This window comes from Flavobacterium sp. Flavsp81 (genome assembly GCF_059491325.1).
In genome coordinates this window covers 5,026,000-5,052,364 of sequence record NZ_CP168505.1, presented here as the reverse complement: position 1 = coordinate 5,052,364, position 26,365 = coordinate 5,026,000, and the positions used below count along the sequence as shown (strand labels likewise).

The following is a 26,365-nucleotide window of genomic DNA, read 5'->3' as shown; positions in this document are numbered from 1 at the left end:
TAAAACAACTTAACTTATTGAAAAATTTGACTTTCTAAATAGTTCAATATATTTTCCGATGCGGTTAAATTATTTTTTTGAATTAAAATATTCTGTACAAAATAATCACGTTCTTCCTTCATCCAATCATTTTCATTTAGCACAACATTTTCGATAAAATCTACCAATTGTTTTTTATTTCTGGATTGATAATGTACTGATACTGCTTTTTCTCCAAATTCGCTCCATTCTTTCATAACAGATTCGTTTCTAATCATAAAAAGCGATGGTTTTCCCACAATAAGATATTCTGCCATAAATGAACCGCAATCGTGAATCAATGCATCCGAAGTCAAAAAAAGATCTGTATATTCAGAATTTTCAAACTGACCATTCTCTAAACTTATCCATTTATTATAATATGCATCGGTTTTTTCTTTACCCCAATTTGGATCTTTTTCTAATTTAACTCTTAATAAAGGATGTGGTTTAAATGCAATTTGCACTTTATCTTTATAATTATGAGCGAGTTCTAAAAAAAAATCATAATACTCTAAGAAATTTGACACTTCATTTAATTCATTCATTAAATGATGTGGTGCCCATATAATTTTTTTTAACGTTGAATTTTTATTTTTCCAAACAGCTTCATTTAGATTTTTTTTAATTAAAAGCTGGTCAAATCCCGGATAGCCTGTTACAATATTATTTTGTCCTTTATTTATTTGTTTCTGTAAAGCTATTTCTTTGTGAATGGAAGTTTCAGAAAAAATTTTCCAAACAAGATTATGAAAATTTAAATTATAAAAAAGCTCATAATTAGTTGTCATAATAGCATAAGGCACATAACACGTTAATGTGTTTGAAAATTGATTTATATAGTATCTGTAATCTTGTAAACCTTTATATGGATTAGTATAAAATACTATATCCGGTGAAAAACTCTTTTTTATATCTAAGTACTTTCCAGTTTCATTATCATACGTTTTAATAACATTATACCCTTTCTTTTTAAATGATTCATAAGCTTTGTCCATTTCAAATAGCATATTTTCCATACCATAATTTACGACCGGACAAACAAATATTATTGGTTCGAATCTGGGATGCTGTAACATTAAATTAAAAAGCACATCATATTTCCATACTGATTCATGAGTCAAAAAGAAAGCAACTTTTATAATTTCTTTTTTTCTAACTATTTCAAGTGCCTTTTGATGTTTCTGTGGCGCTTTTTTAATTAAATATGATTTATATAGATCCCTAAGTTTTATAAAATCGTAAACATTAATAAGCGAAAGCCATATTTTTTCTGGTACATATCGTTTAATGCTTAATTTTAATTCGTGTCTTTTGATAAAATCCATTTAATATTTATTTAAAATTGAAACCACAAAATCCACTTCATCAGTAGTCATTACTGAACTAATTGGCAAACTCAAAATTTCATTATGAATCTTTTCTGTAATAGGAAAAGATAAACTATTCCAGCCTTTAAATGCTTTTTGCTTATGTGGCGGAATCGGGTAATGAATGATCGTCTGAATTTCATTTTCCAATAAATAACTTTGTAATTGTTCTCTATCTTTAGTTCTGATAACAAACAAATGAAAGACATGATTATTTGAAAAATCCCAAATGGGAAGAATAATTTTACTGTTTTTTATTTCAGACAAATAACGTTTGGCAATAACACGACGCTTTTCATTATCTGCATTTAAATTCGGTAATTTTAGATTTAAAAAAGCGGCCTGCAATTCGTCCAGTCTTGAATTCACTCCAATGTATTCATTCTGGTATTTTACTTCGGAGCCATAATTATGTAAAGATTGAATAGTTCTTGCTAATTCACCATCATTTGTGGTAATCGCTCCCCCGTCTCCCAAAGCTCCTAAATTTTTACCGGGGTAAAAGCTATAAGCGATCGCTGATTGTTGATTGTTGATTGTTGATTGTTGATTTTGCAATACACCGTGTGCCTGTGCCGCATCTTCAATAATTAAAAGATTCTGTTGATTTGCAATTGCAGTAATTTCATCCATTTCAGCTAATTGACCATACAAATGAACTGCCAAAACAGCCTTGGTTTTTGACGTGATCTTACTTTGAATCAAATCCGGATTAATATTGTATGTTTCTAGCTTTGGTTCAACCAAAACCGGAACTAAATCTGCTTGTAAAATTGCCAGAATACTGGCAATATAAGTATTCGCCGGAACGATAACCTGATCTCCTTTTTGTAGTTTTCCTAACTGAATATAACCTTTAAAAATCAAAACCAATGCATCAAAACCATTACCAACTCCTATGCAATATTTTGAATTGCAATATTCGGCAAAAGCTTTTTCAAACATTTCGACTTCTTTCCCTAAAATATACCAGCCACTATCTAAAACCGATTTCAGTTTTTCCTGAAAAGCAGCTTCGTACGGTTCATTTATTTTTTTTAGGTCCAGAAATTTAATCATACCAAAATTGTATCTAATACATTATAATTTGAAGTTTCCACTTCGTAAAAATCGTGAACAATGATATTTGCCCCAAAACTTTCTTTCCAGTACGATAATCCATCGTTCAGGTTTCTGCCCTGATTTTCATTGGAAATTCCGAAATCAAAGAAACGCTTATTTTTAAAAACTTCTGAAATCAATTTATAAAACAATAAATCAAGTCCGCCCAATTCGTTTTTATCTTCTTTCCCCGAAATATACTGACTATGAGCCACAGTGGAACTTTCAAAAATAGTGGTTCCGGCAACAATAGTGTCGTTTTCATAAACATTAAATTGACGGATTTTTTCCGGAAATAAGGCTTTCAATCTGGTTATTTCTTCTAAGCTATGAACTGGTTTAGCCTGATGTTTTTGAGCTAAATTCGGAATTAATATTTCGTTCCAAAAATCAGTAAAATTATTAACTTCTTTAATAATCAAACGATTGTTTATTCCGTTTTTCACGCCTCTTTTTCTGATTTTTGATAGTGAAAATGAATTGGACAAATCAATAACAGCTAAAGTATCTCTTCTAATTAACTGCGCATCCTGCAAAAACAAAACATAATTTAATTCCTCGGCAGGTCTTTGATGATATATGGAAGGAATTAATTTTAACTGCAATTTTCTAATGCTATTTTCATTCAAAAAAGATAAAATGGCTTTAAAAATTTCAATAACCGATGCTAATTTTATTTTTTCATTATAAACTAATCCGCCATAAGTCAATCCCTGATGCGAAAAAATTTCATTACCAACACTATTTGCAGGAAGAACAGCTGCCCATTTTTCTCCGTTCAAAACAATTAAAGAATAATCCTGAAATCGATCCTGATGGTACTCCATAAAATCACGATGGAATAAAAACGTAGCATTTTTGGCCTGAGCAATAAAGTCATTCCATGTTTTAAAATCGTTTTCGGTATATTTTTTTACGGTATATTTATTCACTTTTTTTATTTATGATCAAAGGCCGGCAAATACCATTTGAATTTCACAGCCATCAATCGTACCGAAATGATAACAATAGACGTGGCTAAATATAAAACATCCTTATCTAATTCCAGACTTCGCAAAGCAAAAAATACAATTCCGCCAAAAATACAAATCGTAGCATAAATCTCCCTTTTGAAAATAGTTGGGATTTCAGTACACAAAATATCCCTGATTACACCTCCAAAACAAGCTGTCATAGTTCCTAAAGCAATGCAAATTACAGGATGCAGACCTATCGAAATCCCTTTTTCCAAACCTATTAAAGTAAAAACGCCTAATCCAATTGTATCGAATAAAAATAACGATGTGCGCAGCTTGTCAAATTTTTTTCTAAAAACAATTGCAAGACCGAAACCCAAAATAATTACATATACATACTGCAAATCTCTCATCCATCCAACAGGAGTTCTGCCTATCAGAACATCCCGAAGTGTTCCGCCCCCAACTGCTGTAACAAATGCAATAATAAAAACTCCAAACGGATCCAGTTTTTTATGCATTGCGGTTAAAGCACCGGACATTGCAAAAGCCATTGTACCTATAATATCTAATAAATGGAACATTTTTTTAGGTTCTAAGGTTCAAGCTGCAGAGATGCAAAGCATTGAACCTATTATCTTTGGTTTTATTTTATTCTCAATGAAATTGAAATTGACATTGCTATTGTAATTCCATCTACATATTCTGTGTATAAAAATTGTAATCTTTTAAAACTGTACGGATAAAATCTGCAGGTTTTCCTGTAGATTGATTTTTGATTCCCGTTACATTTTCAATTTTAGCAACCAGTTTATAAATGATTTCGTAATCATTTTTCGTCTCTGCCCTTTGAAATGTTTCCTTGATGATTCGCATATCATTATCTGATAATTTAATCACCAAAGGATAAGTTGGCACATAAGTTTCTCCAATTTCTTCCAGGATGGTATGGCTTATATTAATTTTATTTTTTAAGGTAATAACAGATGTTCCTGCTACCATATCCCCTAATCGCTGACTTTTTTTACTTGAAATTACGGATATCAAAGCAATAATTCCGCTAAAAATTGAAATATCAACCAATCTAAAAAACCAACGCATTAAATAATCCCCAAATCCCGCCTGATAACCATCAATTTTGACTACTTTGATTTTAGTAAGCTTTTTTCCGATTGTCTGCCCTTCAAAAATACTTTCCAGAGTAATTGAATAAATTATTATAGGAAAATAAAGGAATAAAATAATCGAAACTCTTGACCAGTCATCTAAATTAACCATTAATCTGTCTATATTTAACCAATAAAAAAATATCATCGAAATCACTATGCCATAAGCGATTTTGATAACTAAATCCAAAAAATAAGCTCCTATCCGCTCACCTACTGAAGCCGATTTGAAATTTATTTTAACATTTTGTGTCGTATTTATCGATAATTCTGACATATTTTATATTTTAGCCTATAATGAGAGAAGTTGCCTTCATAAAACAAAATAAAGAAAAATGGCTGGAATTTGAGCTAGCTATTTTCGGTAAAGCTAAAAAAAATCCTGATGAGTTAGCTAATTTGTACATTCAAATGATGAATGACTTGTCGTATGCCCAAACGTATTATCCTAAAAGTAAGACTGTAGTTTACTTAAATCATTTGGCATCGCAGATTTATCAGAAAATTTACAAAACAAAACGAGCAGAAAAAAACAGGCTTTTAGAATTCTTCAAAACTGAAGTTCCGCTGCTTGTTTATGAATACAGAAGATATCTAATGTATGCTTTTATATTATTTTTTGGTACTGTTGCGATGGGTGTAATTTCGGCACGATATGATGCCAATTTTGTACGACTGATTTTGGGTGATGGGTATGTAAATATGACTTTAGAAAACATCAAAAAAGGAGATCCTATGGCCGTTTACGGTTCTGGGAGCAACTGGGGAAGTTTTATTGGTATTACAATGAACAATCTCTATGTAGGTGCAAGATGTTACATTTATGGAATTTTCGGTGGGATTGGAACTTTTTATATTTTTCTGCAAAACTCCCTGATGCTGGGAGCTTTTCAATACTTTTTTTACGAACAGGGTGTTTTTTGGAAAAGTGTCCGCGGAATATGGATTCACGGTTCTATGGAAATTTTTGCAATTGTAATTGAAACTACTGCCGGATTTATTTTAGGTGCTTCTATCCTGTTTCCTAAAACTTTTTCAAGATTAAATTCTTTTAAAATGGGTTTTAAAAACAGTTTTAAGATTTTCCTGAGTACATTTCCTTTTACAATCAGTGCAGGATTCCTCGAAGGTTTTATTACCCGGTATTCTATCGATATGCCTAATTGGCTCAGTAGTTTTATTATTTTATTTACGCTTGGTGTAATTTCTTTTTACTACTTGGTTTATCCTTTTATTGTCCATAAAAAAACAACTTCATTATAATGTTTGAACTTTTAAAAAAACGAGGACTTAGCGAATACATCTCGGATACGTTTACTTTTTTCAAAATTTTCGGAAAACACTTTTTCAAAAATTACATTATTATCAACGGAGGCTTTTTGTTGATTTTGTGTGTTTTGATGTATTTTCTTTTCAAAATTTATTTTGAAATTTTATTCTCTGTATCCGGAGCTCCCAGTGGAAGTTATTTTTTAGAATATTTCAATAATAACTTTGGCATTTTTATAGGTTCTATTATACTTTTGGGAGTACTAATTATTATTTTGTCATTGCTGAATATTGCTTATCCCATTTTTTATTTGCAACTTATTGAAGAAAAAGGAGGAAACAATTTTACAGCTTCTGATGTTATTGTACTGCTAAAACAAAACACAGGAAGATTATTAAAATTCTTTATCGGATCAGTTTTTATCTTTTTTCCAATAATGATTATTTCTTTTGTGATTTTGCTTCTTTTATGTTTCATCCTTATCGGTATTCCGCTAATTATGATTGCAATGCCTGCTTTTATGGCCTGGGGACATCTGAGTCTTTATACCTGTCTCACAGAAAAAAAAGGTTTTTTTGAATCCTTAAAAAAAGGTTTTTCATTACTGAAACAAGAATTCTGGGCTATTACAGGAACAACATTTATTATGCTAATGCTGATACAGATTGTACAGGGATTTATCACAATGATACCTTATATGATTGGAATGATTTTGTTTTTCACCTCTGCGAATGCTTCTCAATTTAATGTTTCTCAGGCGGACGGACTTTCTACATTGGGTATTTTCATAACAGTTATTTTTCTCTTAGCCATTATACTAAGCTATCTTTTTAATAATCTGATTATTGTTAATCAGGGAATCATTTATTATAGTTTAAGAGAGGAAAATGAAAACCTGACTTCTGTTAGCCAAATTGATTTAATCGGAACCGATAATGAATAAAGCATTCCTCATACTTTCTTTTCTTTTTTTCTTAAGTATTTCTAATGCTCAGGATTCTTTGGCTACAGCCGAACTGCCAAAAGCAGCTTTGGTAAAATATACTGAAAAAGACATCCAGATTGATTCGGATACGATTGAAACCAAAACATTCCCTAAAAATTTCAAAAAGAAATATACCGATTCTGATTTTGTGTATGAATACAAAACACCTGAAAAAAATTGGTGGGATCATTTTAAAGAATGGCTGGCAGGGATTTTAAAAAATTTATTCCGATTCAGCAGTGACGAAGCTTCAATGAATTTTGTTTCTATAGTATTGAAAGTTCTGGCTGTTTTGATTATTGTTTTCGTAATTTATTTAATTGCAAAAGCTTTGATAAACAAAGACGGACAATGGATTTTTGGGAAAGACGCCAACAAAAAAACGATTTATTATTCGGACAGTGAAAAAAACATCCATCTTTTAGATTTTGAAAAGTTAATTGCAGCAAGTATTCAATCCGGCGAAAAAAGAATTGCCGTACGCTACTATTACCTTTGGCTATTGAAGGTTATGGCTCAAAATCATTATATCGAATGGGATATCGAAAAAACCAATTCAGATTACTTGTACGAAATTCAGGGGCCGGCTCATAAAGAAGAGTTTACCTATTTATCTTATTTATACAATTATATCTGGTATGGCGAATTTGAAATTGATGAAGCAATGTTCAAAAAAGCAGAAAACCGTTTTAAAAACGCAATAAAAACTTTTAGCAATGAATAAGACGTTTAAAATATACATTGCTATTCTGGTTGTTATTTTCGCTTTGATAATAATGGCAGACCGAAACCGGCCAAAACCTATTGACTGGAGACCAACCTATTCAGTAAATGATAAAATTCCGTTTGGATTATATGTTTTTGATAAAGAAGTTAAAGGACTGCTTAAAAATCAGAAGATTGAAAGAGTTTCTGCCATAACCCCTTATGAATTTTTAGATTCTAAATATGACAGTGATTCACTGGTAGAAAATTATAAAATAAAAGGTACCTTTTTTAATATTTCAGAATTTGGTTCTATTGATGACCAGTCCATTAAAGAGATTCTCTATTTTGTATCACACGGAAACAATGCTTTTTTAAGTATGAAAACATTTCCGCAGACATTATTAGATACTTTAAAAATTGATTTCAGGACTGATTTTCCATATTCTGACAAAACTTCAATCTGGCTGGCCAATAAAAATGTAAGCACAAAAAAATATCATTTGGTGGAAGGAATGGGTGACTATTATTTTTCTAAAATTGATACTTTAAACACTGTTGTTTTAGGATATCAAGGTAACAAACCAAACCAAAAACGCGTTAATTTTATAAAAATCCCTTATCTGAACGGCTATTTTTATCTGCATACACAACCCGCTGCTTTTACAAATTTTCATTTATTAAAAAGTGATCATTATCAGTATGCCGAGAAGGTGTTGTCTTATATTCCAAAAGGGGATGTTTTTTGGTATACCAAAGGACAAAACAGTGAGACAATTTCTGATTCGCCGTTACGCTATATTTTAAGTCAGCCTGCTTTGAAATGGGCTTGGTATTTATTTTTAATCGGAATGCTGATTTTTATTCTTTTTAATGTCAAGCGAAAACAACGCATTGTTCCGATATTGAAACCTTTGCCTAATTTAACGGTAGATTTTACCAAAACCATAGGGAATTTATATTATCAGGAAGGCGATCATGACAATATAATCGATAAAAAAATCATTTATTTTCTGGAAAGAGTCCGAAATGAGTATTTAATAGACACAACAAAACTAGACGATGTTTTTATCAAAAAATTGCACCATAAATCAGGGAAAGACGAAAATGATATTCAGGATCTTGTATTTTTAATTAACGAACACCGAAAAAGTTACCACGGAAGTCTTGAAGAAGATTTAATCCGGATTAACAATGCTATTGAGAAAATTTTACATTAATATTTTACAGAAATTCATTTAAAAAGAAAACATACCAAATCATGGACGATATCAATACTTCAGAAACAGAAATCACAAACGAGAATGTGAATTTTGAAACCAGGCTAAATTTAGCGCCACTTTTAGATCACGTAAATGCCATCAAGAAAGAACTTGAAACGGTAATCGTAGGCCAGCATAAAATGATCGATCAGCTATTGGTTGCGATTTTATCAAACGGGCACGTTTTGCTAGAAGGCGTTCCCGGTGTTGCCAAAACCATTACGGCCAAACTATTATCAAAAACCTTAAATATTGGCTTTAGCCGAATTCAGTTTACACCGGATTTAATGCCTTCTGATATTTTAGGTACATCTATTTTTAATCTAAAAAATTCTGAATTTGAATTTAAAAAAGGACCTATTTTCTCTAATTTGATTTTAATTGATGAAATAAATCGTGCCCCTGCCAAAACACAGGCTGCCCTTTTTGAAGTTATGGAAGAGCGCCAGATTACAATTGATGGTGCAAGATTCCAGCTTGAAACTCCTTTTTTGGTTCTCGCCACACAAAATCCAATCGAACAGGAAGGAACGTACCGTTTACCGGAAGCACAGTTAGACCGTTTTTTATTCAAAATTATTATCGATTATCCTAAATTAGAGGAAGAAATCATAATTATTCAGAGAGAGCATCTTTTACAGGATCATGGTAAATTAGAAGCTATCAAAACCATCCTTTCAGCCGAGGAAATAAAAGGCTATCAAGCGCTAATCAAACAAATCAGGGTTGAACAAAACCTGCTGGAATACATTGCCCGAATTGTGATAAATACTCGTGAAAATGCCTTTTTATATTTAGGAGCCTCGCCTCGTGCATCAATTGCTATTCTGAATGCTTCCAAAGGTTTTGCTGCCATCAATGGCCGTGATTTTGTAACACCCGAAGATGTTAAAGAAGCTGCAATTCCGGTTTTACAACACCGTGTTATTGTAGCGCCTGAACGTGAAATGGAAGGTATTACAAGTGTAGAAATCATCAGACAAATTATTGAATCTGTAGAAATTCCGAGATAATCATTAATGATAAAATACTAAATTAAAATGAGATTATTTAAACTATTTCTTTTGTTCATAATTGGAAATTCGTTGGTTAGTTTTACACCAATGACTACGGCCCGTTTACAAAATACCAGGAAATCAATTTATTTTTTAAGTGATAAACAGCAACTCGAAACGTTAATGAGAAAAGCTTATGAATGGGTTGAAACTAAAAATTCAAATAATGACTTTAATCCTGTTGAAAACAAAAAAGGCGACAAATATGCTGGGTTAAATTTAAAAGAGCATAACAAAAGATTGGAAGAACTTAAAAAAACCAATTTTTTTGCACAACAATTTTTAGACAATTATAATAAAATTGCACAAAAACTTGATGCTAATCTTAAAAATAATAAGATGGAATGGCTGGTTGGAGACATGCCTCCATTTGGCGGAGATTCAAATGCCTGGTGCGAGTGTCAGGATTCTCCCGAAGAATATTGGAAAACCATGAAGCTAAACAACTTAAAAATTGATAACAACAAAGCTACTTTTAATTGGACATGGACCACATGGAAAGATGATTCTAAATACAATGTAAGAGCAGTTAAAGAAAATGGAATCTGGAAAATAGCCTACTTACAAGGTTTTGATTATGAAATCCTTACCAAAATATATAAATAAAAACCTTAAACTTTAAATCTTTTTAAAATTGAAATTCATAAAAAGTCTATATCTCAATAATTTCTTCTTCTATGTGCTTTTGGGCATTATAGGAATGTTTGTGTGTGCTTTTATTTTCCCGAATTTATACAATGCAGTTTGGTTTATCGTTTTGATTTTAAGTACTTTTCTCGGACTTGATATGTTGCTTTTATATCTGGCCAAAACTGGAATTGAAGCAACGAGAGAAACCCCTGAGAAACTGTCGAATGGTGATTTGAATCCCGTAAATATTTCAATTAAAAATCATTATACTTTTACAATTTCAGTAAAGATTATTGATGAAATTCCGTTTCAGTTTCAGGTACGTGATTTTAAAATTATAAGAACAATCAAATCATCTGCTCAGGATATAATTGGATATGATCTGCGCCCAACAGAACGTGGTGAATATCATTTTGGAAACTTAAACATTTACGTTTCCTCGCCATTAAAGTTAATTTCAAGAAGGTTTACTTTCGACAAAGATAAAATGGTACCCACATATCCATCCTATATTCAATTGAGGAAATACGATTTGTTGGCTTTTTCAAATAATTTATTTCAATATGGAATAAAAAAAATTCGCCGAATTGGTCATACTATGGAGTTTGAACAAATCAAAGAATATGTTCAGGGTGATGATCTCAGAACATTAAACTGGAAAGCCACTGCCAAGAAAAATGCGCTGATGGTAAACCAGTTTCAGGACGAAAAATCACAATCTGTTTATATGGCAATTGATAAAGGCCGTGTAATGCAAATGCCTTTTAACGGTTTAAGTTTATTGGATTATGCAATAAACTCGACTTTGGTTTTGGCAAATGTCATTCTGAAAAAACAAGACAAGGCCGGAATTTTTGCTTTTTCCAAAAAAGTTGAAAACAGAGTTTTTGCAGAGAAAAGAGGCTCTCAAATGCAAAAAATCCTCGAAACTCTATATAACATCAAAACCGATTTTTTCGAAAGCGATTACAGCCGTTTATATGTCGATATCAAGAAAAACATCAACCAAAGAAGTCTAATAATCCTGTACACCAATTTTGAAACGATGGATGGTTTGAATCGACAGATGCCCTATCTTAAAGGAATAGCAAAAAGTCATTTATTGGTGGTGATTTTCTTCAGCAATACCGAACTGAATGCTATCATCAACAAAAAAACCGATACGATTCAGGAAGTATACGACAAAGTAATTGCCGAAAAATTCATGTTCGAAAAACGCCTAATCGCCAACGAACTCAAAAAATACGGAATCCATTCGGTACTAACCCAGCCTGAGAATCTGACTTTGGATGCTATTAATAAATATTTAGAGATTAAGGCCAGAGGGATTTTGTAAACTTTTTATTCACTAAATACATTCATTTCAAATGGAACAATTGACTATTGATCAATGGATTAATTTGGTTATTGCGGGATCTACCCTAGTAACTCTAATTTGTACTTTTTTTATAATTCGTGAATCAATACAAATGAGGAGAATGTATATAACTCCCGAAATAAGTATGTATTTACATTTTGGAGAAGCCAGTCCTACACTAATGTTTTTAACAATTGAAAATATCGGGTTAGGAACAGCTTGTAATGTTAAATTTAAAATAACAAATAATTACAATTTTCATAAAACTGAAGATGATAAATTGATAAATCATGGAATTTTTAATAACGGGATTTCAAACTTTTATCCTAGACAAAAATTTCGATATTTTATAGATTCCTTATCTGAAAATTTTAGCGAAAAATCAAAAGAAAACATCATTATTGAAGTTTCATATAATGATGTTATGAATAAATCCTACAGAAAAACATATGATTTGAAAATTAAAGAATTTTTAGGAGGAACTAATCACACACCTCCAGAAACTTATATTGGAAGAATATCATATGAATTAGAAGAAATAAAAAAATTATATAAAAGAGATTTAGAGTTAAAAGAAGGAAAAATTAAAAATCTTAATCCCTAACCTTTGCTGTTTGAACGTTCAAACTGTAACGCCTTTTCCAAAAAACCTTTGTACCTTTGAACCTTTACAACTTTGAGCCTTTAGAAAAAAATGAAACAAATCACTTCAGTACAAAATCCATTTATAAAATCGCTTGTTTTATTGCAGGAAAAAGCAAAAACCCGCAAACAAACCGGAACATTTTTGATTGAAGGATTACGTGAAATTTCATTGGCTATAAAAGGTGGTTACGAAATAGAAACCATTTTATTTTTACCGGAATTGGTTACAGAGAATCAGATTTCTAAATTGGTTAATTCGCCGGTTGAGCTAATTGAAATCAACAAAGAAGTGTATCAAAAACTGGCATATCGCGATACTACCGAAGGTATTTTGGCAGTAGCCAAAACCAAATCGCTGCAATTATCAGATTTGAAATTATCCGACAATCCATTGATTTTAGTGGCCGAAGCACCTGAAAAACCCGGAAACATAGGAGCACTTTTACGTACTGCTGATGCTGCGAATCTGGATGCCGTTTTAATTGCCAATCCAAAAAGCGATTTATACAATCCGAATATTGTACGCTCCAGCGTTGGTTGCTTATTTACAAATCAGATTGCTACAGGAAACACAGCCGAAATTATCGATTTTTTGAAAGAAAAAAACATCGATTTTTACTGTGCAACTTTACAAAATTCAACTTCTTATCATACACAGAATTTTACGACACCAACCGCTTTAGTTGTCGGAACAGAAGCTACAGGATTAACGCAGGATTGGAGGGATGCTGCTACTCAGAATATCATTATTCCGATGCAGGGAGAAATCGACAGTATGAATGTTTCAGTTGCTGCAGCTATTTTGATTTTTGAAGCAAAACGTCAAAGAGGATTTTAGATTTTAGATTTTAGATTTTAGATTTTAGATTTTAGATTTTAGATTTTAGATTTTAGATTTTAGATTTTAGATTGAAAATTAAAAGTCCGCGGCTTTACTTTCTTCATTTTTAAATGTTTTTTACTTTTTTTTCTAACAAAAAGACAACTTTTATATTGTCAGACTGAGCGGAGTCGAAGTCCTTTTGAGATACAAAACAATCTCGATTCTACTCAATTTGACAAGCTAAAAAATCTAAAATCCAAAATCTAAAATCAACACTCCATTCCCTTGTGTATATTCAAACAAATCCTTATTTTTAAGAATTGAACCATGCCGTTATGATAGAAATAGATATAGAAAAAGAAAACAAAGCAATTGCCCAGGAATATAAAGAATTACTTAGAATCAGTTACCAAACATTAACACCTGCGGATAAAAAGTTAATTCGGAAAGCTTTTGATGTGGCTGTGGATGCCCATAAAGAACAAAGACGGAAATCCGGCGAAGCGTATATCTTTCATCCTATTGCAGTTGCAAAAATTGTAGCTTCCGAAATTGGTTTGGGAGCCACTTCTATTGCTGCGGCATTATTGCATGATGTTGTTGAAGATACTCCTATTACTGTTGAAGATATTGAGCGGTTATTTAATCCAAAAGTAGCTCAATTAGTTGAAGGCTTAACTAAGATTTCATTAGTTCAAAAAGATTTGAATGCCTCCATGCAGGCAGAGAATTTCCGTAAAATGATCCTGACCCTGAACGATGATGTACGTGTAATTTTAATCAAATTGGCAGATCGTCTTCATAATATGCAGACGATGGATTCAATGGTAGAATACAAACAGACAAAAATCGCCTCAGAAACTTTATATATTTATGCTCCTCTCGCCCATCGTTTGGGTCTTTACAACATAAAAACCAAACTGGAAGACTTAGGTCTAAAATATACAGAACCGGCAGTTTACGAAGATATTGTAAGCAAAATAAGGGAAACCAAAGAAGAACAGGATGCATACATCAAAGATATTTCAGACGTTTTGAAAAAATCACTTGATGCAGAAAATATTGATTACATCATAAAAGGACGACCTAAATCTATTTATTCAATTCGTAGAAAAATGCGTTCTCAAAATGTAAGTTTTGATGAAGTGTATGATAAGTTTGCCCTTCGAATAGTTTATAAATGCGACTCTCATGAGGAAAAATTTATTGCCTGGAAAATTTATTCAATAGTAACCGATCATTACAGACCAAGCCCGAGTCGTTTACGTGACTGGATTTCGTCTCCTAAATCTACAGGTTACGAAGCTTTGCACATTACGGTTATGGGACCAAAAGGCCGCTGGGTTGAAGTACAGGTACGAAGCGAACGTATGGATGAAATTGCCGAAAAAGGGTATGCTGCACATTACAAATACAAAAATGGCGCAACCGAGGAAAGTGGTTTGGATGTCTGGCTGAATTTACTACGCGAAGCTCTGGAAAATCCTGAAACTAATGCGGTTGATTTTGTCGAAGATTTTAAAATGAATTTATATTCACAGGAAATCTTTGTCTTTACACCGAAAGGAGAAATAAAATCGTTGCCAAAAGGTGCTACTTCATTGGATTTTGCATTTAGCATACACTCAGAAATCGGAATTAAAACCAGAGGAACACGTGTAAACGGGCGTTTGGTGCCATTAAATCATGAACTTAAAAGCGGTGATCAGGTTGAAGTTATTACCTCTGCCAATCAAAAACCAACGATAAACTGGTTAGAGTACGTAACTACTTCCAGAGCGAAAAATAAAATTAAAAATGTTCTAAACGAGAATACTAAAAAAATTGCCGAAGAAGGAAAAGAACTACTTACCCGAAAACTAAAACATTTAAAGATTACCATCAGTGAACAGGTCATCAATGAATTGGTTAATTTTTTCAGGCTTAAAACCAGTTTAGATTTATTTTACAGAGTGGGAATCGGTGCAATCGAAAATCAGCAATTAAAAGATTATGCTGCTCAAAAAAGCAATTCTATTATTAATTTCTTTAAAAATAAAATTAAAAGAAGTAAAGATACTGCCGACGAGGATATTCATAAACAAGTTATCAGCAGTAATTATGACATGTTGGTTTTTGGGACTGAACATGACAAACTCGATTACAAGCTTTCGCAGTGCTGCAACCCGATTCCGGGAGATGATGTGTTTGGGTTTGTCACCATCAATGAAGGAATAAAAGTGCATAAAAAAGATTGTCCGAACGCAATTGGAATGCAATCGAATTATGCCTACCGTATCATGAGTGCAAAATGGATCGATTCGTCTCAGGAAGAATTTAAAGCGATTATCAACATTACCGGGATGGATGTTTTGGGACTAACCAATCAACTTACCAAAGTTATTTCGAATAATATGAGTGTGAATATCCAGAGTATTTCTTTGAGTACTGATGCAGGAATTTTCCATGGCCAGATTGCTGTAATCGTAAAAAACAATACCATTTTGAAAAAAATGATCAACGCGATTAAAAAAATTGACGGAGTCGATAAAGTAACAAGAGTATACAGGACTTAAACCTCAATAAACAAATCAATTAAAGATAAAAGCTGTTGCAGTTATGAAAAATGATAACGTAAAAATTCCGGAATTAAATTTTGACGAAAAAGGAGAGCTTATCATTACAGCTTCTGATTCTTCTTCAAAAAATGATTTTGATTTTTTTAAAGGCAAGTCCAATATTATAAATAAAAAATTAAAAACAAGGCTTTCCAATTGTACGGAATGGATTGAATTTTCATCGACGCAGGAAATGTATATCATTTTGAACGGAATTGGTAATATCGATAATTTCCTCGCTACTTTTGACGGAGAACCTTTTGAAGGAATGACAGTTCGTTTGTTTAATCCTCTAACAAAATTATGGAGTATTTATTGGTCTGATTCAAATACAGGCGTTTTAGATAAACCTGTAGTAGGCTCTTTTGAAAATAAAGTTGGGCACTTTTTCTCACAAGATATATATGAAAATAAAGATGTAATTCAGGCGTTTCGATGGGACGCCAGAGATGAAAAAAATCCTGTCTGGAGCCAGGCCATGAGTGATGACAAAGGAAAAACCTGGGAATGGAACTGGTATATGTTTATGACAAAAGTTGAATAACAATTGTTAGTTTTATCATAAATAGAAACAAATATGTTAATATGTTTACTTTGATCAGGAAAAAATAGCCATCCAAAAGCCTGCAACAAGCGCATTAAGACTGACTTAATCCAGATTTGAAAGTTAAACTTTGAACCTTAAACTTTTATTCATTAAAATAAAAAATTATCTTTGCCAGATTATGACACTAATTTCAACTGACAACACTAGGAATCAAGAAATTGTAAAAAATGTTTTTACAATGTATCTTGAGCAAAAAGGGCATCGCAAAACTCCTGAGCGTTATGCTATACTTCAGGAAATTTACGATAGCGAAGAGCATTTTGACATAGAAAACCTTTATATCAAAATGAAAAACAAAAACTATCGTGTGAGTAGAGCAACTTTATACAACACGATTGAATTATTGTTGGACTGCGCTTTGGTTAGAAAACATCAATTTGGGCAAAATCAGGCTTACTACGAGAAATCATATTTTGATAAACAGCACGATCACATTATCATGACAGATTCCGGAGAAGTAATTGAATTTTGTGATCCAAGAATTCAAACCATCAAAAAAACAATCGAAGAGATCTTTGACATTGAGATTACAAATCACTCATTGTATTTCTACGGAAACAGAAAACAAAAACAATAGTCCGGAAAGGAATTATTCAAAAAAAATAAAAAAAGAAAATTAACTACATTAATCAGTAGGGCAACTTAAATTGTCTCAACGCAAATTAAAACAGAATGACCGTAGATTTATTACTAGGATTACAATGGGGAGATGAAGGTAAAGGAAAAATTGTTGACGTTCTTACCTCAAATTATGATATTATTGCACGTTTTCAGGGAGGACCAAATGCAGGACATACATTAGAATTTGACGGAATCAAACATGTACTTAGAACCATTCCTTCAGGAATTTTTCATAAAAAATCAATAAACATCATCGGAAATGGTGTTGTAATAGATCCGGTAGTTTTTCAAAAAGAGATTGAAGGTTTAGAGAAATTTAAAATAGATATCAAAACGAAACTAATTATTTCAAGAAAAGCACATTTAATTTTACCAACGCATCGTTTATTAGATGCAGCCTCTGAAGCATCAAAAGGAAAAGCAAAAATTGGATCTACTCTTAAAGGAATCGGTCCAACTTATATGGACAAAACCGGAAGAAACGGTTTGCGTGTCGGAGATGTTGAATTAGAAGATTTTAAAGAAAGATACAGAGCATTAGCGGATAAACATGAAGCAATGATTGCTTTTTATGATGTTGCTATTCAATATAATTTAGAAGAACTTGAAAAAGAATTTTTTGAAGCTATTGAAGAATTAAAAAAATTAGATTTTATTGACAGTGAAGAATATATGTACCAGGCTCAAAAAGCAGGTAAATCTATTCTATGTGAAGGAGCTCAGGGCTCGTTGCTAGATGTTGATTTTGGAACTTATCCTTTCGTAACTTCATCAAACACTACTGCTGCCGGAGCTTGTACCGGTTTAGGAATTGCTCCTAATAAAATCAAAGAAGTTTACGGAATTTTTAAAGCATACGTTACACGTGTTGGAAGCGGGCCTTTTCCAACTGAACTTTTTGACGAAGTTGGTGCTACAATGGCAAGAGTCGGAAACGAATTTGGATCTGTTACAGGAAGACAAAGGCGTTGTGGATGGTTAGATTTAGTGGCTTTAAAATATGCTGTTCAGGTAAACGGAGTAACACAATTGATGATGATGAAAGGTGATGTCCTTTCCGGATTCGAAACGCTAAAAGTTTGTACTGAATATAACTACAAAGGACAAAACATTTCTCACTTTCCTTATAACATCGAACCGGAAAATGTAACTCCAATTTATAAAGAATTTAAAGGATGGCAAGCTGACTTAACCGGAATGACCACTTATGATCAGCTACCAATCGAGCTAAAAGAATATATTGAATTCATCGAAAAAGAAGTTGAAGTGCCAATCAAAATTGTATCGGTTGGACCAGACAGAAAACAAACGATAATGAAACAATAATTACTAAACGCTCTGATAATCAGGGCGTTTTTTTATACAAAACATTTTTAATTATGGTAGATCCAAAAATTGAAATAAAAGAAACCAAACTATTATCAGACAATTGGTATATTTTGAATAAGGTAACATACAGTTATCAAAAAGAAAACGAAGCACCACAAACTCATATTCGTGAAATTTATGATCGCGGAAATGGTGCTGCTATTTTATTATATAATTCAAGTAAAAAAACAGTTATTCTAACACGACAATTTCGTTTGCCCACTTTCCTTAACGGAAATAAATCCGGAATGATGATCGAAGTTTGTGCAGGACTTCTGGATCAGGACAATGCCGAAGAATGTATTATCCGCGAAACCGAAGAAGAAACCGGATATCGATTAAATAAAGTACAAAAAGTAATAGAAAGTTATATGTCTCCGGGAGCTGTAACCGAAATCCTGTATCTTTTTATTGGTGAATATGATGAAACCATGAAAGTAAGTGAAGGAGGCGGGCTTGATCACGAACAGGAAAACATTGAAGTTCTTGAATATACTTTTGATGAAGCTTATACCATGATTGAAACAGGTGAAATTACAGATGCGAAAACTATTATGTTGTTGCAGCATGCTAAGATAAAAGGTGTTTTGTAAGATAAGTTATTCACAAAATAAACATTAAATTTGATGCAAATTTGAATTATAAAATATGACACATCAACAAGTTTTAGATAAACTTGCTGCAAAGCATTTAGTAAAATCTATCGATGACGATTTAGCCTCACTCACTTTTAATGCAATGTGCTTTGAAAAACAAGACACTAATAAACAACTTTTATACATTCTTCCCAAACTTTTAAATAGATGGAATTGTGTTTTAAAAAGCGATGAAGAGGTTTCGGATATTTACAAACAAAAGACAGTTCTAGCACTAGGTATTCTTTTACATAAATATGGATTTACAGATAGCGACATTACATCTAAAGCAGTAACAGCAATTGATGAACTAAACAAAAATATTGTTTTAAGCGATGATTTTTTCCGAAAAACAGAGGAGATCAAAAAACTCCTTACCTCGGCTCCTTTACCCTTGAAACGCAAACCGGCTTTTGTTGAAAGTATCACTTTTTACAGAAAAATGGACGTTATTTCAATTCAGCTTGAAAATAATTTTTACGGAGCTTACATTCATGAAATTTCAGGAGTAAATGAAAGCCCGATATTAGAATTTTATGATGGGGTTTTTGAGAAGATTCCATCATTTAATGAACTTAAAAATCTGCCTGCCAAAGGACAGCTGTATAATGACGGAACAGAAAGGATTTCTCTTCATTCTGTTTACGGCATGAAACATCAGCCAGATCTTGCAAATCAAATTCAATTGATTCGTGCCTGTGTTGACACACCGCCTTCCAACAGCCATCTCAAAGAGTCTATTGGACTTCATACTGTATGTGATTTGTTTGAAATTCAAAAAACTATAAAAGAAATATTTAAAGAAATATTTAAGGTCTAAACAAATTAATTCACAAATGCAAATCAAACAAACAATTCAGAAAATTGTGTAATTCCTTTTAGTAATAAAAAGAGAACTTTGCTTATATAAAATAGTATTATGAGAAAGTTATATTACACTTCTGGTATGTTGGTTTTAGTTATGCTGGTTCTATTTTCTTGCAAAAAGGAAACCAAAACAAGAACAACTGCTAAAGAAAAAAAAACAATTGAATACAATAAACCAAAATCTTCTGTTACTTATCGCTTTGAGAATACAAAAGAATGGCTTAAAACAAACGGAGCTGACAGCTCTAAAGTAAATATTGCTTATGCCCTAAACAGAACTGATAAAGCAAATCTTGCAAAAAAGGACTCAATTATAGTTCCAAGTGATTTTAGTGGTGATCTGGTTTATTATCTTCCTTTTCCTCTGCATGTTTCTTCTTTAGAAGATGTTTCAAAAATTCTGATTTTCTCTTATCCGACACAAACTTTTGCAGCCTACGAAAATGGTGAACTTGTTTATACAGGCCCAACAAGCATGGGAAGAAAAAAAGACCCTACTCCAACCGGGTTATTCTTTACCAACTGGAAAGCTGAAAAAACGACCAGTACTTTTAATGACGAATGGGACTTAAAATGGAATTTCAATATTGAAAATAAATTAGGAGTCGGTTTTCATCAATATGAATTACCCGGTTATCCTGCATCACATTCGTGTTTGCGGTTATTAGAAAAAGATGCCAAATACCTTTATAAATGGGCAGATGAATGGATTTTAAAAGACAGCGAGAATGTAAAAGTAAAAGGAACTCCGGTCGTTGTTTTTGGAAGTTATAATTTTGATGGTCCCAAACCCTGGTTTGAATTAGTAAACGATCCTAAAGCTTTGGATATTTCTGAGACAGAAATTGAGAACCAGGTCAAACCATTTTTACAGCAGATTTTAGACAATCAAAAACTCAGGGAAGCCGAACAGACAGCAACTCCTTAAAAATATTTTTCTTTAAATTAAACCGCTCTAACGATTGAAACTTACAGAGAAATAAAACAGAATAACTAATTTTTTAAAGAAATTTAATCGGATTGAAAGTTAGTCAGTTTTAATTTATTATTTTCGTTTTTAAATAGCTCTGACCAATTAAGGAATAAAACAGAGAAAAAAATTATAAATAAATGTCAAAAAAATTAATTTTGTTGTTTCTTTTATCAGGTTTTTGTATAATAGGGCAAACCAATAAAAACTCAAAAGCAGAAACTTACACAAGCCGAAAAGGAATTTATCAAATTAATTATGCTCCTGAAACCTGGATTCTTACTGAATCAACTGACTGGGATGCTCAATTTAATGATAAATACAATTTAGTAAATGCCTATTTTATTGAATATGATTATTTTATATCCGATAAAAAGCTAAAATCAACCATTGAGGATGAATATAAAGAGTTTGGTAAAATTAAAAATCTTAAAATTTATAAAAAGAAAATTAATGATCTGACTGTGAATTATTTCGAATGCGAGTTAGATTACAAGGATTTTTTATATAAATATCAAGGTTTTATATACAATGGAAAAGGCGGCTCTGTACAAATGCAGTATGGTGCTCAGGCTGAAGCAATTGAACAGAATCAAAATATTATTGATGAATTAAATAATGGTTTTTCCATTATAAATTAAAACAAAGAAGGCGTAAGAATTAAATCTTACGCCTTTTATTTTATATTGAAAACCAAGAATAGTTATCTGGAATAATTTGGAGCTTCTTTAGTGATTGTAACATTATGCGGGTGGCTTTCTGTAATTCCACTTGAAGTGATGCGAACAAAGCGTCCTGACTCTTGTAAAGTCGGAATATCTTTTGATCCACAGTATCCCATTCCGGCACGAAGGCCTCCAATAAACTGAAGCATACTTTCGTTTAATTCTCCTTTGTAAGGAACACGGCCTACGATTCCTTCCGGAACTAATTTTTTCACATCGTCTTCAACATCTTGGAAGTAACGATCTTTAGATCCGCCTTCCATAGCTTCAACAGAACCCATTCCGCGATATGATTTGAATTTTCTTCCTTCAAAGATGATGGTTTCTCCTGGTGATTCTTTTGTTCCTGCTAATAACGATCCTAACATTACACAGTCAGCACCTGCTGCGATTGCTTTAGGAATATCTCCTGTATAACGAATTCCTCCATCTGCGATAACCGGAACTCCCGTCCCTTTTATAGCTGCAGCTACTTCCAGAACGGCAGAAAACTGAGGAAAACCAACACCTGCAACAATACGGGTTGTACAGATAGAACCAGGACCGATTCCAACTTTTACTCCATCAGCACCGTTTGCCACTAAATATTTAGCAGCTTCCGGAGTTGCAATGTTTCCAACAATTACATCAATATTTGGGAATTTTGATTTTACTTCTTTTAATGTATTCACTACACCTTCTGTATGACCGTGAGCAGTATCGATAATAATAGCATCTACACCTGCAGCGACTAATGCGGCAGCCCTTTCAACAGCATCACCGGTAACTCCAATTGCAGCAGCAACTCTTAAACGTCCGAAAGCATCTTTGTTTGCTATTGGTTTTTGAGTCAGTTTGGTAATATCCCTGAAAGTAATTAAACCAACTAATTCATATTTATCATTTACAACGGGTAATTTTTCGATTTTGTGACCTTGTAAAACTACTTCTGCCTGCTCTAATGAAGTACCTTCTGCAACAGTAACTAAGTTTGTACTTGTCATTACCTCAACAATTGATCTTGCACCATTTTTCTCGAAACGCAGATCACGGTTTGTAACGATTCCTTTTAAGATTTTGTTTTCGTCAACGATTGGAATTCCGCCGATTCCGAATTCTTTCATTGCATTTTTAGCATCTGCAATTGTAGAATTCATTGGTAATGTTACCGGGTCGATAATCATTCCGGCTTCTGCTCGTTTTACTTTTCTAACTTTCGCAGCTTGCTGCTCGATCGTCATATTTTTATGTAAAACACCTATTCCTCCTTCTTGTGCCATAGCAATTGCCATTGCACTTTCGGTAACTGTATCCATAGCAGCAGATACGATTGGAACGTTTAGTGTTATATTTCTTGAGAATTTTGATTTGATACTCACTTCGCGAGGAAGCACATTCGAGTAGTTAGGTACTAATAATACATCATCGTAAGTTAAACCTTCGCCGATAATCTTGGAGTTGTGTGCTATCATGTTGCAATTTCTAGTTGAATTGCGTGCAAATATAGTGAATAAATTAGAAACTTGCGTACTAACCTATTTAGATTTTTTTTGTACCAATAACAAAATCGTTAACTTATGCTGTAGCCCGGATGGAAATGGAAAGCTGCGAAAAGTAAAACTACATTTTTTTCTTAGGTTTAAAAAGCGACCGGCGGAAGCTCTTTTTAACCTTTAGAAAAAAGTGGTTTTGCCCGAGCACTTGTAATGGGCAGCCGGAATAGCTCCTGAAAAAAATTATTATTCTGAATCCTCAAAAATAAAATTTATACCAAATTGAAACCCAAGGCTATTAGCTTTGGAAACATCTGTATATTCTAAAACATTATCGGCAAGAGCGTACATATTAAATTTTCCGAGGGTTCCAGAAAGCCCCAAGCCTATATTTTTATAGGAAAAGGAATCGACTGTATAAGTAGTTTTGATCTCTAATTTTCTGAAAATACGACGTTGGTAAAAAGCCGTAAAAGCCACAAATGGACTTTTAGGCATTGTCATAGCAAATAATTGGGCTCCAATTGCATTTACATACAGACGTTTGTTTGGCGTTTTGCAACTGCATTCTCCATCATCAAATCTCGATTCTCCAAATGAATACTGAATAGAAGTATTTAATTTTGTGGGCCTCCACGTTGTATACTTATTATAGAGTGTATCACGAGGAATTGCTTTTGCGAAATCATCAAGGACATTTTCAGGTTCATTTGCAGAGCCGAAATTTGGATTTACGCCTTTATATTCATAACGCCCTTTGTAAGTATATGTTTCTATATCTTTTGATTGTCTGATAAAACCAAGATCAATGATACTTGCCGTAAATTGAATGTTTTTTCGGTAATAGTATGTAAATCCGGCGTCAACACCCAAACCGAGGCTTCCGTTAAAAAAGGTGTTATGAATAATATCCTCAGGAATGCTTCCATCATATTCATCCCTTGTAAAATCGGCAATTCCAGAGGTTCTAAGTTCTAAATCGGAAGAAATAACCTGATTATAAATATTAGAGTCTGCTGTACCGTTTGCGGTATAAATAAATCCTGAATTTTTAGTCGAAGCAACGTTTGCACCGCTTGAATACAACTTGAACCGCCCGCCAAAAACAAATTTTTCATTCAGTTTTTTATGAAATCCGACATGTAATACGGAAAGCACTTCGGCACGCAGATTTATATCGCCCAAATTGAATGATTTGCCTATATAATCACGATTCCCGTCTAAAGCCAAAATAGCAGGATCTTTTGGAACATACATTAAAAAATCGAATTCCTGATAAACTCCAAATGAAAAATAAGAGGTACTGTCTTCACCTCCAGCCCTGAATCCTCCTGAAAATAATTCGAGCTGCTGGTTTGCATAAACCTTATCTTTATTGGACGATTTATTAATGATATTTCGAACTTTATCATTAAAATCAACTCCGTTATCAGCAAACAAATCGTAGGCTGAAAAACTACTTGAGCTTACATTTGCTGAAATACCTGATAACGCAGGAACTCCAAAATAATATTTAAATGAAACATCGGCACCCGGATTTACCAGTAATGATTGTGGAATCGACGTGAAATTATACAGGATTTGCTTGTTTTGCGAAAAACAAACAACGTGTGTAAGTACTAATATGATTAGATATACTGCTTTCATTTCAAATCTTCTATTTCCAAATACAATGTCGCACCCGAACGAAGTTTTAAGCTTCCCGGACTGGTTTCTGTCAATGGGGGGCCTGGAGCCATTGTTATTGCGAAACTTATTTTAGCAGTAGTTTTAAGCAAGGCTAATCTTTGATTTTCAAAAACCTCAGAAAAATTATGGATGTTGGCAGTTCCTGAATAGGCCGGAACATTAAAAGTCAGTGTTTCAATAGTTTGATTATTCTTATTTATAAGATTTAAATCAATTCTGTATGCTCGTGCAATGGTATTGGTTATCTCAAAATCAAATTCGGTTTTTACCAGATCATCTCTCAGTATAGAATTTTTAAAGGGATTAAAATCCTGAGCATCAAAAACAACACTTTGCTCATTTCCGTTATCAACAAAAGCATTTGCCGGAACATCAAAGTAAGTCAGGTTAGCTACAAAAACAGGTTCTAATTTGAGATCATCAACCTGATCAAAATCCAAATTGCTTGAACATGAGAAGCTCAGAAATGCTAAAAGCAAAAATCCTGGAATTTTATTTAGGCTTGACAGTTTCATAATTAAAAATTTACAACTTACTAAAACAACGCGCCTTAATAACAACTTATTGCTCCTCCTAGTAAAGTTACAACCTTTTAAAGAAATTTCCTAAATAATTTAGAAGCCTCATTATAAGCACTTTCAAAACTTAATGTATTTAATCCTGTGTACTTTTTATTGGCTGTAAAATACGAGATCAGTTTTTCTGTAGGCATATTACCCGTTAGCTTATCAGTTGCCATGGGACATCCTCCAAAACCCTGAATGGCACCATCAAAACGGGCACAGCCTGCTTTATGGGCAGCATCTATTTTTTCGAACCAGCTGTCGGGTGTCGTATGCAGATGCGCACCAAATTCGATTTGAGGGTATTTAGGAATTAAATTGGAAAAAAGATAGGTAATAACTTCCGGCGTAGAACTTCCTACTGTATCAGAAAGTGATAAGATCTTCACACCCATTCCGGCCAGCTTTTCTGTCCATTGGCTTACGATTTCAACATTCCAGGGATCCCCATACGGATTTCCAAAACCCATTGAGAGATAGGTTACTACCTCTTTATTTTTTTTATCTGCGATTTCAAGAATTTCTTCGAGAGTGATTAAAGATTCTGCAATGGTTTTGTGCGTATTCCGCATTTGGAAATTCTCAGATATAGAAAAAGGAAATCCTAAATATTGAATGGCTTCATGCTCTGAAGCTAAAGCTGCACCCTGCGTATTAGCAATAATTGCCAATAATTTACTTGTAGTCTGAGAAAGATCCAGCTGTGCCAATACCTCAGCAGTGTCCTGCATTTGCGGAATAGCTTTTGGCGATACAAAACTTCCAAAATCAATAGTATCAAAGCCTACTCTAAGCAAAGCCTGTATATATGCAACTTTATTTTTTGTTGGAATAAAAGTTTTGATACCTTGCATGGCATCCCGGGGACATTCGATAATTTTGATTTCTTTATCCAAAGCTGATTCTTT

26 protein-coding genes are annotated in these 26,365 nt (G+C 32.9%); 17 read left to right on the top strand and 9 right to left on the bottom strand.

The window, feature by feature from the left end:
- Window positions 1–14: 14 nt before the first annotated feature.
- The 5 genes from ACEN92_RS20975 to ACEN92_RS20955 form a co-directional block, all read right to left on the bottom strand.
- Window positions 15–1,346 (bottom strand): CDP-glycerol glycerophosphotransferase family protein, encoded by a 1,332-nt coding sequence (locus ACEN92_RS20975; protein ID WP_495640268.1) that lies wholly within the window; start codon window positions 1,344–1,346, stop codon window positions 15–17.
- The gene (locus ACEN92_RS20970; protein ID WP_495640267.1) at window positions 1,347–2,447 is read right to left on the bottom strand and encodes a DegT/DnrJ/EryC1/StrS family aminotransferase; all 1,101 of its coding nucleotides are present in this window, start codon (window positions 2,445–2,447) and stop codon (window positions 1,347–1,349) included. It abuts the gene before it with no gap.
- Window positions 2,444–3,421 carry a GNAT family N-acetyltransferase gene (locus ACEN92_RS20965; protein ID WP_495640266.1) on the bottom strand — a complete coding sequence of 326 codons (978 nt, stop codon included), beginning with the start codon at window positions 3,419–3,421 and terminating at the stop codon, window positions 2,444–2,446. The genes ACEN92_RS20970 and ACEN92_RS20965 overlap by 4 nt, the downstream gene beginning before the upstream one ends.
- Window positions 3,422–3,426: 5 nt before the next feature.
- A complete protein-coding gene (locus tag ACEN92_RS20960) occupies window positions 3,427–4,029 on the bottom strand; it encodes a trimeric intracellular cation channel family protein (protein ID WP_495640265.1) in 603 nt (200 codons plus the stop codon).
- A 112-nt stretch (window positions 4,030–4,141) separates the two neighbouring features.
- Window positions 4,142–4,888, bottom strand: coding sequence for an RDD family protein (locus ACEN92_RS20955; RefSeq protein WP_495640264.1), 747 nt, complete (start codon window positions 4,886–4,888; stop codon window positions 4,142–4,144).
- A 20-nt stretch (window positions 4,889–4,908) separates the two neighbouring features.
- Between ACEN92_RS20955 and ACEN92_RS20950 the strand changes: the two genes are divergently transcribed.
- The 17 genes from ACEN92_RS20950 (at window position 4,909) to ACEN92_RS20870 (ending at window position 21,649) form a co-directional block, all read left to right on the top strand.
- Window positions 4,909–5,874: a stage II sporulation protein M gene (locus tag ACEN92_RS20950; protein WP_495640263.1), complete on the top strand. Its 966-nt coding sequence runs from the start codon at window positions 4,909–4,911 to the stop codon at window positions 5,872–5,874.
- Window positions 5,874–6,824: a hypothetical protein gene (locus tag ACEN92_RS20945; protein ID WP_495640262.1), complete on the top strand. Its 951-nt coding sequence runs from the start codon at window positions 5,874–5,876 to the stop codon at window positions 6,822–6,824. The genes ACEN92_RS20950 and ACEN92_RS20945 overlap by 1 nt, the downstream gene beginning before the upstream one ends.
- A complete protein-coding gene (locus ACEN92_RS20940) occupies window positions 6,817–7,590 on the top strand; it encodes a DUF4129 domain-containing protein (RefSeq protein ID WP_495640261.1) in 774 nt (257 codons plus the stop codon). The genes ACEN92_RS20945 and ACEN92_RS20940 overlap by 8 nt, the downstream gene beginning before the upstream one ends.
- Window positions 7,583–8,791 carry a DUF4350 domain-containing protein gene (locus ACEN92_RS20935; RefSeq protein ID WP_495640260.1) on the top strand — a complete coding sequence of 403 codons (1,209 nt, stop codon included), beginning with the start codon at window positions 7,583–7,585 and terminating at the stop codon, window positions 8,789–8,791. Before ACEN92_RS20940 ends, ACEN92_RS20935 begins: the two co-directional genes overlap by 8 nt.
- Window positions 8,792–8,832: 41 nt before the next feature.
- On the top strand, window positions 8,833–9,846 hold the full coding sequence (locus tag ACEN92_RS20930; protein WP_495640259.1) for an AAA family ATPase: 1,014 nt from the start codon (window positions 8,833–8,835) through the stop codon (window positions 9,844–9,846).
- A 27-nt stretch (window positions 9,847–9,873) separates the two neighbouring features.
- Window positions 9,874–10,494: a hypothetical protein gene (locus ACEN92_RS20925; RefSeq protein ID WP_495640258.1), complete on the top strand. Its 621-nt coding sequence runs from the start codon at window positions 9,874–9,876 to the stop codon at window positions 10,492–10,494.
- A 28-nt stretch (window positions 10,495–10,522) separates the two neighbouring features.
- Window positions 10,523–11,854: a DUF58 domain-containing protein gene (locus ACEN92_RS20920; RefSeq protein WP_495640257.1), complete on the top strand. Its 1,332-nt coding sequence runs from the start codon at window positions 10,523–10,525 to the stop codon at window positions 11,852–11,854.
- Between the two features lie 31 nt (window positions 11,855–11,885).
- Window positions 11,886–12,479 (top strand): DUF8453 domain-containing protein, encoded by a 594-nt coding sequence (locus ACEN92_RS20915; RefSeq protein ID WP_495640256.1) that lies wholly within the window; start codon window positions 11,886–11,888, stop codon window positions 12,477–12,479.
- A 90-nt stretch (window positions 12,480–12,569) separates the two neighbouring features.
- A complete protein-coding gene (locus ACEN92_RS20910; protein WP_495640255.1) occupies window positions 12,570–13,358 on the top strand; it encodes a TrmH family RNA methyltransferase in 789 nt (262 codons plus the stop codon).
- A gap of 320 nt (window positions 13,359–13,678) precedes the next feature.
- A complete protein-coding gene (locus ACEN92_RS20905; protein WP_495640254.1) occupies window positions 13,679–15,898 on the top strand; it encodes a RelA/SpoT family protein in 2,220 nt (739 codons plus the stop codon).
- Window positions 15,899–15,941: 43 nt separating this feature from the next.
- Window positions 15,942–16,484, top strand: a complete 543-nt coding sequence (locus tag ACEN92_RS20900) for a hypothetical protein (protein WP_495640253.1) — start codon at window positions 15,942–15,944, stop codon at window positions 16,482–16,484.
- A 181-nt stretch (window positions 16,485–16,665) separates the two neighbouring features.
- On the top strand, window positions 16,666–17,124 hold the full coding sequence (locus tag ACEN92_RS20895) for a Fur family transcriptional regulator (RefSeq protein WP_035631246.1): 459 nt from the start codon (window positions 16,666–16,668) through the stop codon (window positions 17,122–17,124).
- Window positions 17,125–17,219: 95 nt separating this feature from the next.
- Entirely contained in the window at window positions 17,220–18,494 is a 1,275-nt protein-coding gene (locus tag ACEN92_RS20890; protein WP_495640252.1) for an adenylosuccinate synthase, read from the top strand.
- 53 nt (window positions 18,495–18,547) lie between these two features.
- Complete coding sequence (locus ACEN92_RS20885; protein WP_495640251.1) at window positions 18,548–19,129, top strand: NUDIX domain-containing protein; 582 nt, start codon at window positions 18,548–18,550, stop codon at window positions 19,127–19,129.
- Window positions 19,130–19,184: 55 nt separating this feature from the next.
- Entirely contained in the window at window positions 19,185–19,991 is an 807-nt protein-coding gene (locus tag ACEN92_RS20880) for a hypothetical protein (RefSeq protein ID WP_495640250.1), read from the top strand.
- A 99-nt stretch (window positions 19,992–20,090) separates the two neighbouring features.
- Entirely contained in the window at window positions 20,091–20,966 is an 876-nt protein-coding gene (locus ACEN92_RS20875) for a L,D-transpeptidase (RefSeq protein ID WP_495640249.1), read from the top strand.
- A 182-nt stretch (window positions 20,967–21,148) separates the two neighbouring features.
- Window positions 21,149–21,649, top strand: a complete 501-nt coding sequence (locus ACEN92_RS20870; protein WP_495640248.1) for a hypothetical protein — start codon at window positions 21,149–21,151, stop codon at window positions 21,647–21,649.
- A 62-nt stretch (window positions 21,650–21,711) separates the two neighbouring features.
- Here ACEN92_RS20870 and guaB read toward each other — a convergent pair whose 3' ends face one another.
- The 4 genes from guaB to ACEN92_RS20850 form a co-directional block, all read right to left on the bottom strand.
- Window positions 21,712–23,184 (bottom strand): IMP dehydrogenase, encoded by a 1,473-nt coding sequence (gene guaB, locus ACEN92_RS20865; protein ID WP_495640247.1) that lies wholly within the window; start codon window positions 23,182–23,184, stop codon window positions 21,712–21,714.
- Window positions 23,185–23,451: 267 nt separating this feature from the next.
- Window positions 23,452–24,852, bottom strand: a complete 1,401-nt coding sequence (locus ACEN92_RS20860) for a DUF5723 family protein (protein ID WP_495640246.1) — start codon at window positions 24,850–24,852, stop codon at window positions 23,452–23,454.
- A complete protein-coding gene (locus ACEN92_RS20855; RefSeq protein ID WP_495640245.1) occupies window positions 24,849–25,409 on the bottom strand; it encodes a hypothetical protein in 561 nt (186 codons plus the stop codon). Before ACEN92_RS20855 ends, ACEN92_RS20860 begins: the two co-directional genes overlap by 4 nt.
- Window positions 25,410–25,486: 77 nt before the next feature.
- On the bottom strand, window positions 25,487–26,353 hold the full coding sequence (locus tag ACEN92_RS20850) for a hydroxymethylglutaryl-CoA lyase (protein WP_495640244.1): 867 nt from the start codon (window positions 26,351–26,353) through the stop codon (window positions 25,487–25,489).
- Between the last annotated feature and the right edge of the window lie 12 nt (window positions 26,354–26,365).

Bases quoted from the DNA above. Each gene is read 5' to 3' on its own strand.
- ACEN92_RS20875 (WP_495640249.1), top strand. From the start codon at position 20,091: ATGAGAAAGTTATATTACACTTCTGGTATGTTGGTTTTAGTTATGCTG.
- ACEN92_RS20860 (WP_495640246.1), bottom strand. From the start codon at position 24,852: ATGAAAGCAGTATATCTAATCATATTAGTACTTACACACGTTGTTTGT.
- ACEN92_RS20935 (WP_495640260.1), top strand. From the start codon at position 7,583: ATGAATAAGACGTTTAAAATATACATTGCTATTCTGGTTGTTATTTTC.
- ACEN92_RS20880 (WP_495640250.1), top strand. From the start codon at position 19,185: ATGACACATCAACAAGTTTTAGATAAACTTGCTGCAAAGCATTTAGTA.
- ACEN92_RS20915 (WP_495640256.1), top strand. From the start codon at position 11,886: ATGGAACAATTGACTATTGATCAATGGATTAATTTGGTTATTGCGGGA.
- ACEN92_RS20960 (WP_495640265.1), bottom strand. From the start codon at position 4,029: ATGTTCCATTTATTAGATATTATAGGTACAATGGCTTTTGCAATGTCC.
- ACEN92_RS20950 (WP_495640263.1), top strand. From the start codon at position 4,909: ATGAGAGAAGTTGCCTTCATAAAACAAAATAAAGAAAAATGGCTGGAA.
- ACEN92_RS20925 (WP_495640258.1), top strand. From the start codon at position 9,874: ATGAGATTATTTAAACTATTTCTTTTGTTCATAATTGGAAATTCGTTG.
- ACEN92_RS20945 (WP_495640262.1), top strand. From the start codon at position 5,874: ATGTTTGAACTTTTAAAAAAACGAGGACTTAGCGAATACATCTCGGAT.
- ACEN92_RS20870 (WP_495640248.1), top strand. From the start codon at position 21,149: ATGTCAAAAAAATTAATTTTGTTGTTTCTTTTATCAGGTTTTTGTATA.
- ACEN92_RS20955 (WP_495640264.1), bottom strand. From the start codon at position 4,888: ATGTCAGAATTATCGATAAATACGACACAAAATGTTAAAATAAATTTC.
- ACEN92_RS20900 (WP_495640253.1), top strand. From the start codon at position 15,942: ATGAAAAATGATAACGTAAAAATTCCGGAATTAAATTTTGACGAAAAA.
- ACEN92_RS20890 (WP_495640252.1), top strand. From the start codon at position 17,220: ATGACCGTAGATTTATTACTAGGATTACAATGGGGAGATGAAGGTAAA.
- ACEN92_RS20930 (WP_495640259.1), top strand. From the start codon at position 8,833: ATGGACGATATCAATACTTCAGAAACAGAAATCACAAACGAGAATGTG.
- ACEN92_RS20895 (WP_035631246.1), top strand. From the start codon at position 16,666: ATGACACTAATTTCAACTGACAACACTAGGAATCAAGAAATTGTAAAA.
- ACEN92_RS20905 (WP_495640254.1), top strand. From the start codon at position 13,679: ATGATAGAAATAGATATAGAAAAAGAAAACAAAGCAATTGCCCAGGAA.
- ACEN92_RS20970 (WP_495640267.1), bottom strand. From the start codon at position 2,447: ATGATTAAATTTCTGGACCTAAAAAAAATAAATGAACCGTACGAAGCT.
- guaB (WP_495640247.1), bottom strand. From the start codon at position 23,184: ATGATAGCACACAACTCCAAGATTATCGGCGAAGGTTTAACTTACGAT.
- ACEN92_RS20940 (WP_495640261.1), top strand. From the start codon at position 6,817: ATGAATAAAGCATTCCTCATACTTTCTTTTCTTTTTTTCTTAAGTATT.
- ACEN92_RS20975 (WP_495640268.1), bottom strand. From the start codon at position 1,346: ATGGATTTTATCAAAAGACACGAATTAAAATTAAGCATTAAACGATAT.
- ACEN92_RS20855 (WP_495640245.1), bottom strand. From the start codon at position 25,409: ATGAAACTGTCAAGCCTAAATAAAATTCCAGGATTTTTGCTTTTAGCA.
- ACEN92_RS20885 (WP_495640251.1), top strand. From the start codon at position 18,548: ATGGTAGATCCAAAAATTGAAATAAAAGAAACCAAACTATTATCAGAC.
- ACEN92_RS20910 (WP_495640255.1), top strand. From the start codon at position 12,570: ATGAAACAAATCACTTCAGTACAAAATCCATTTATAAAATCGCTTGTT.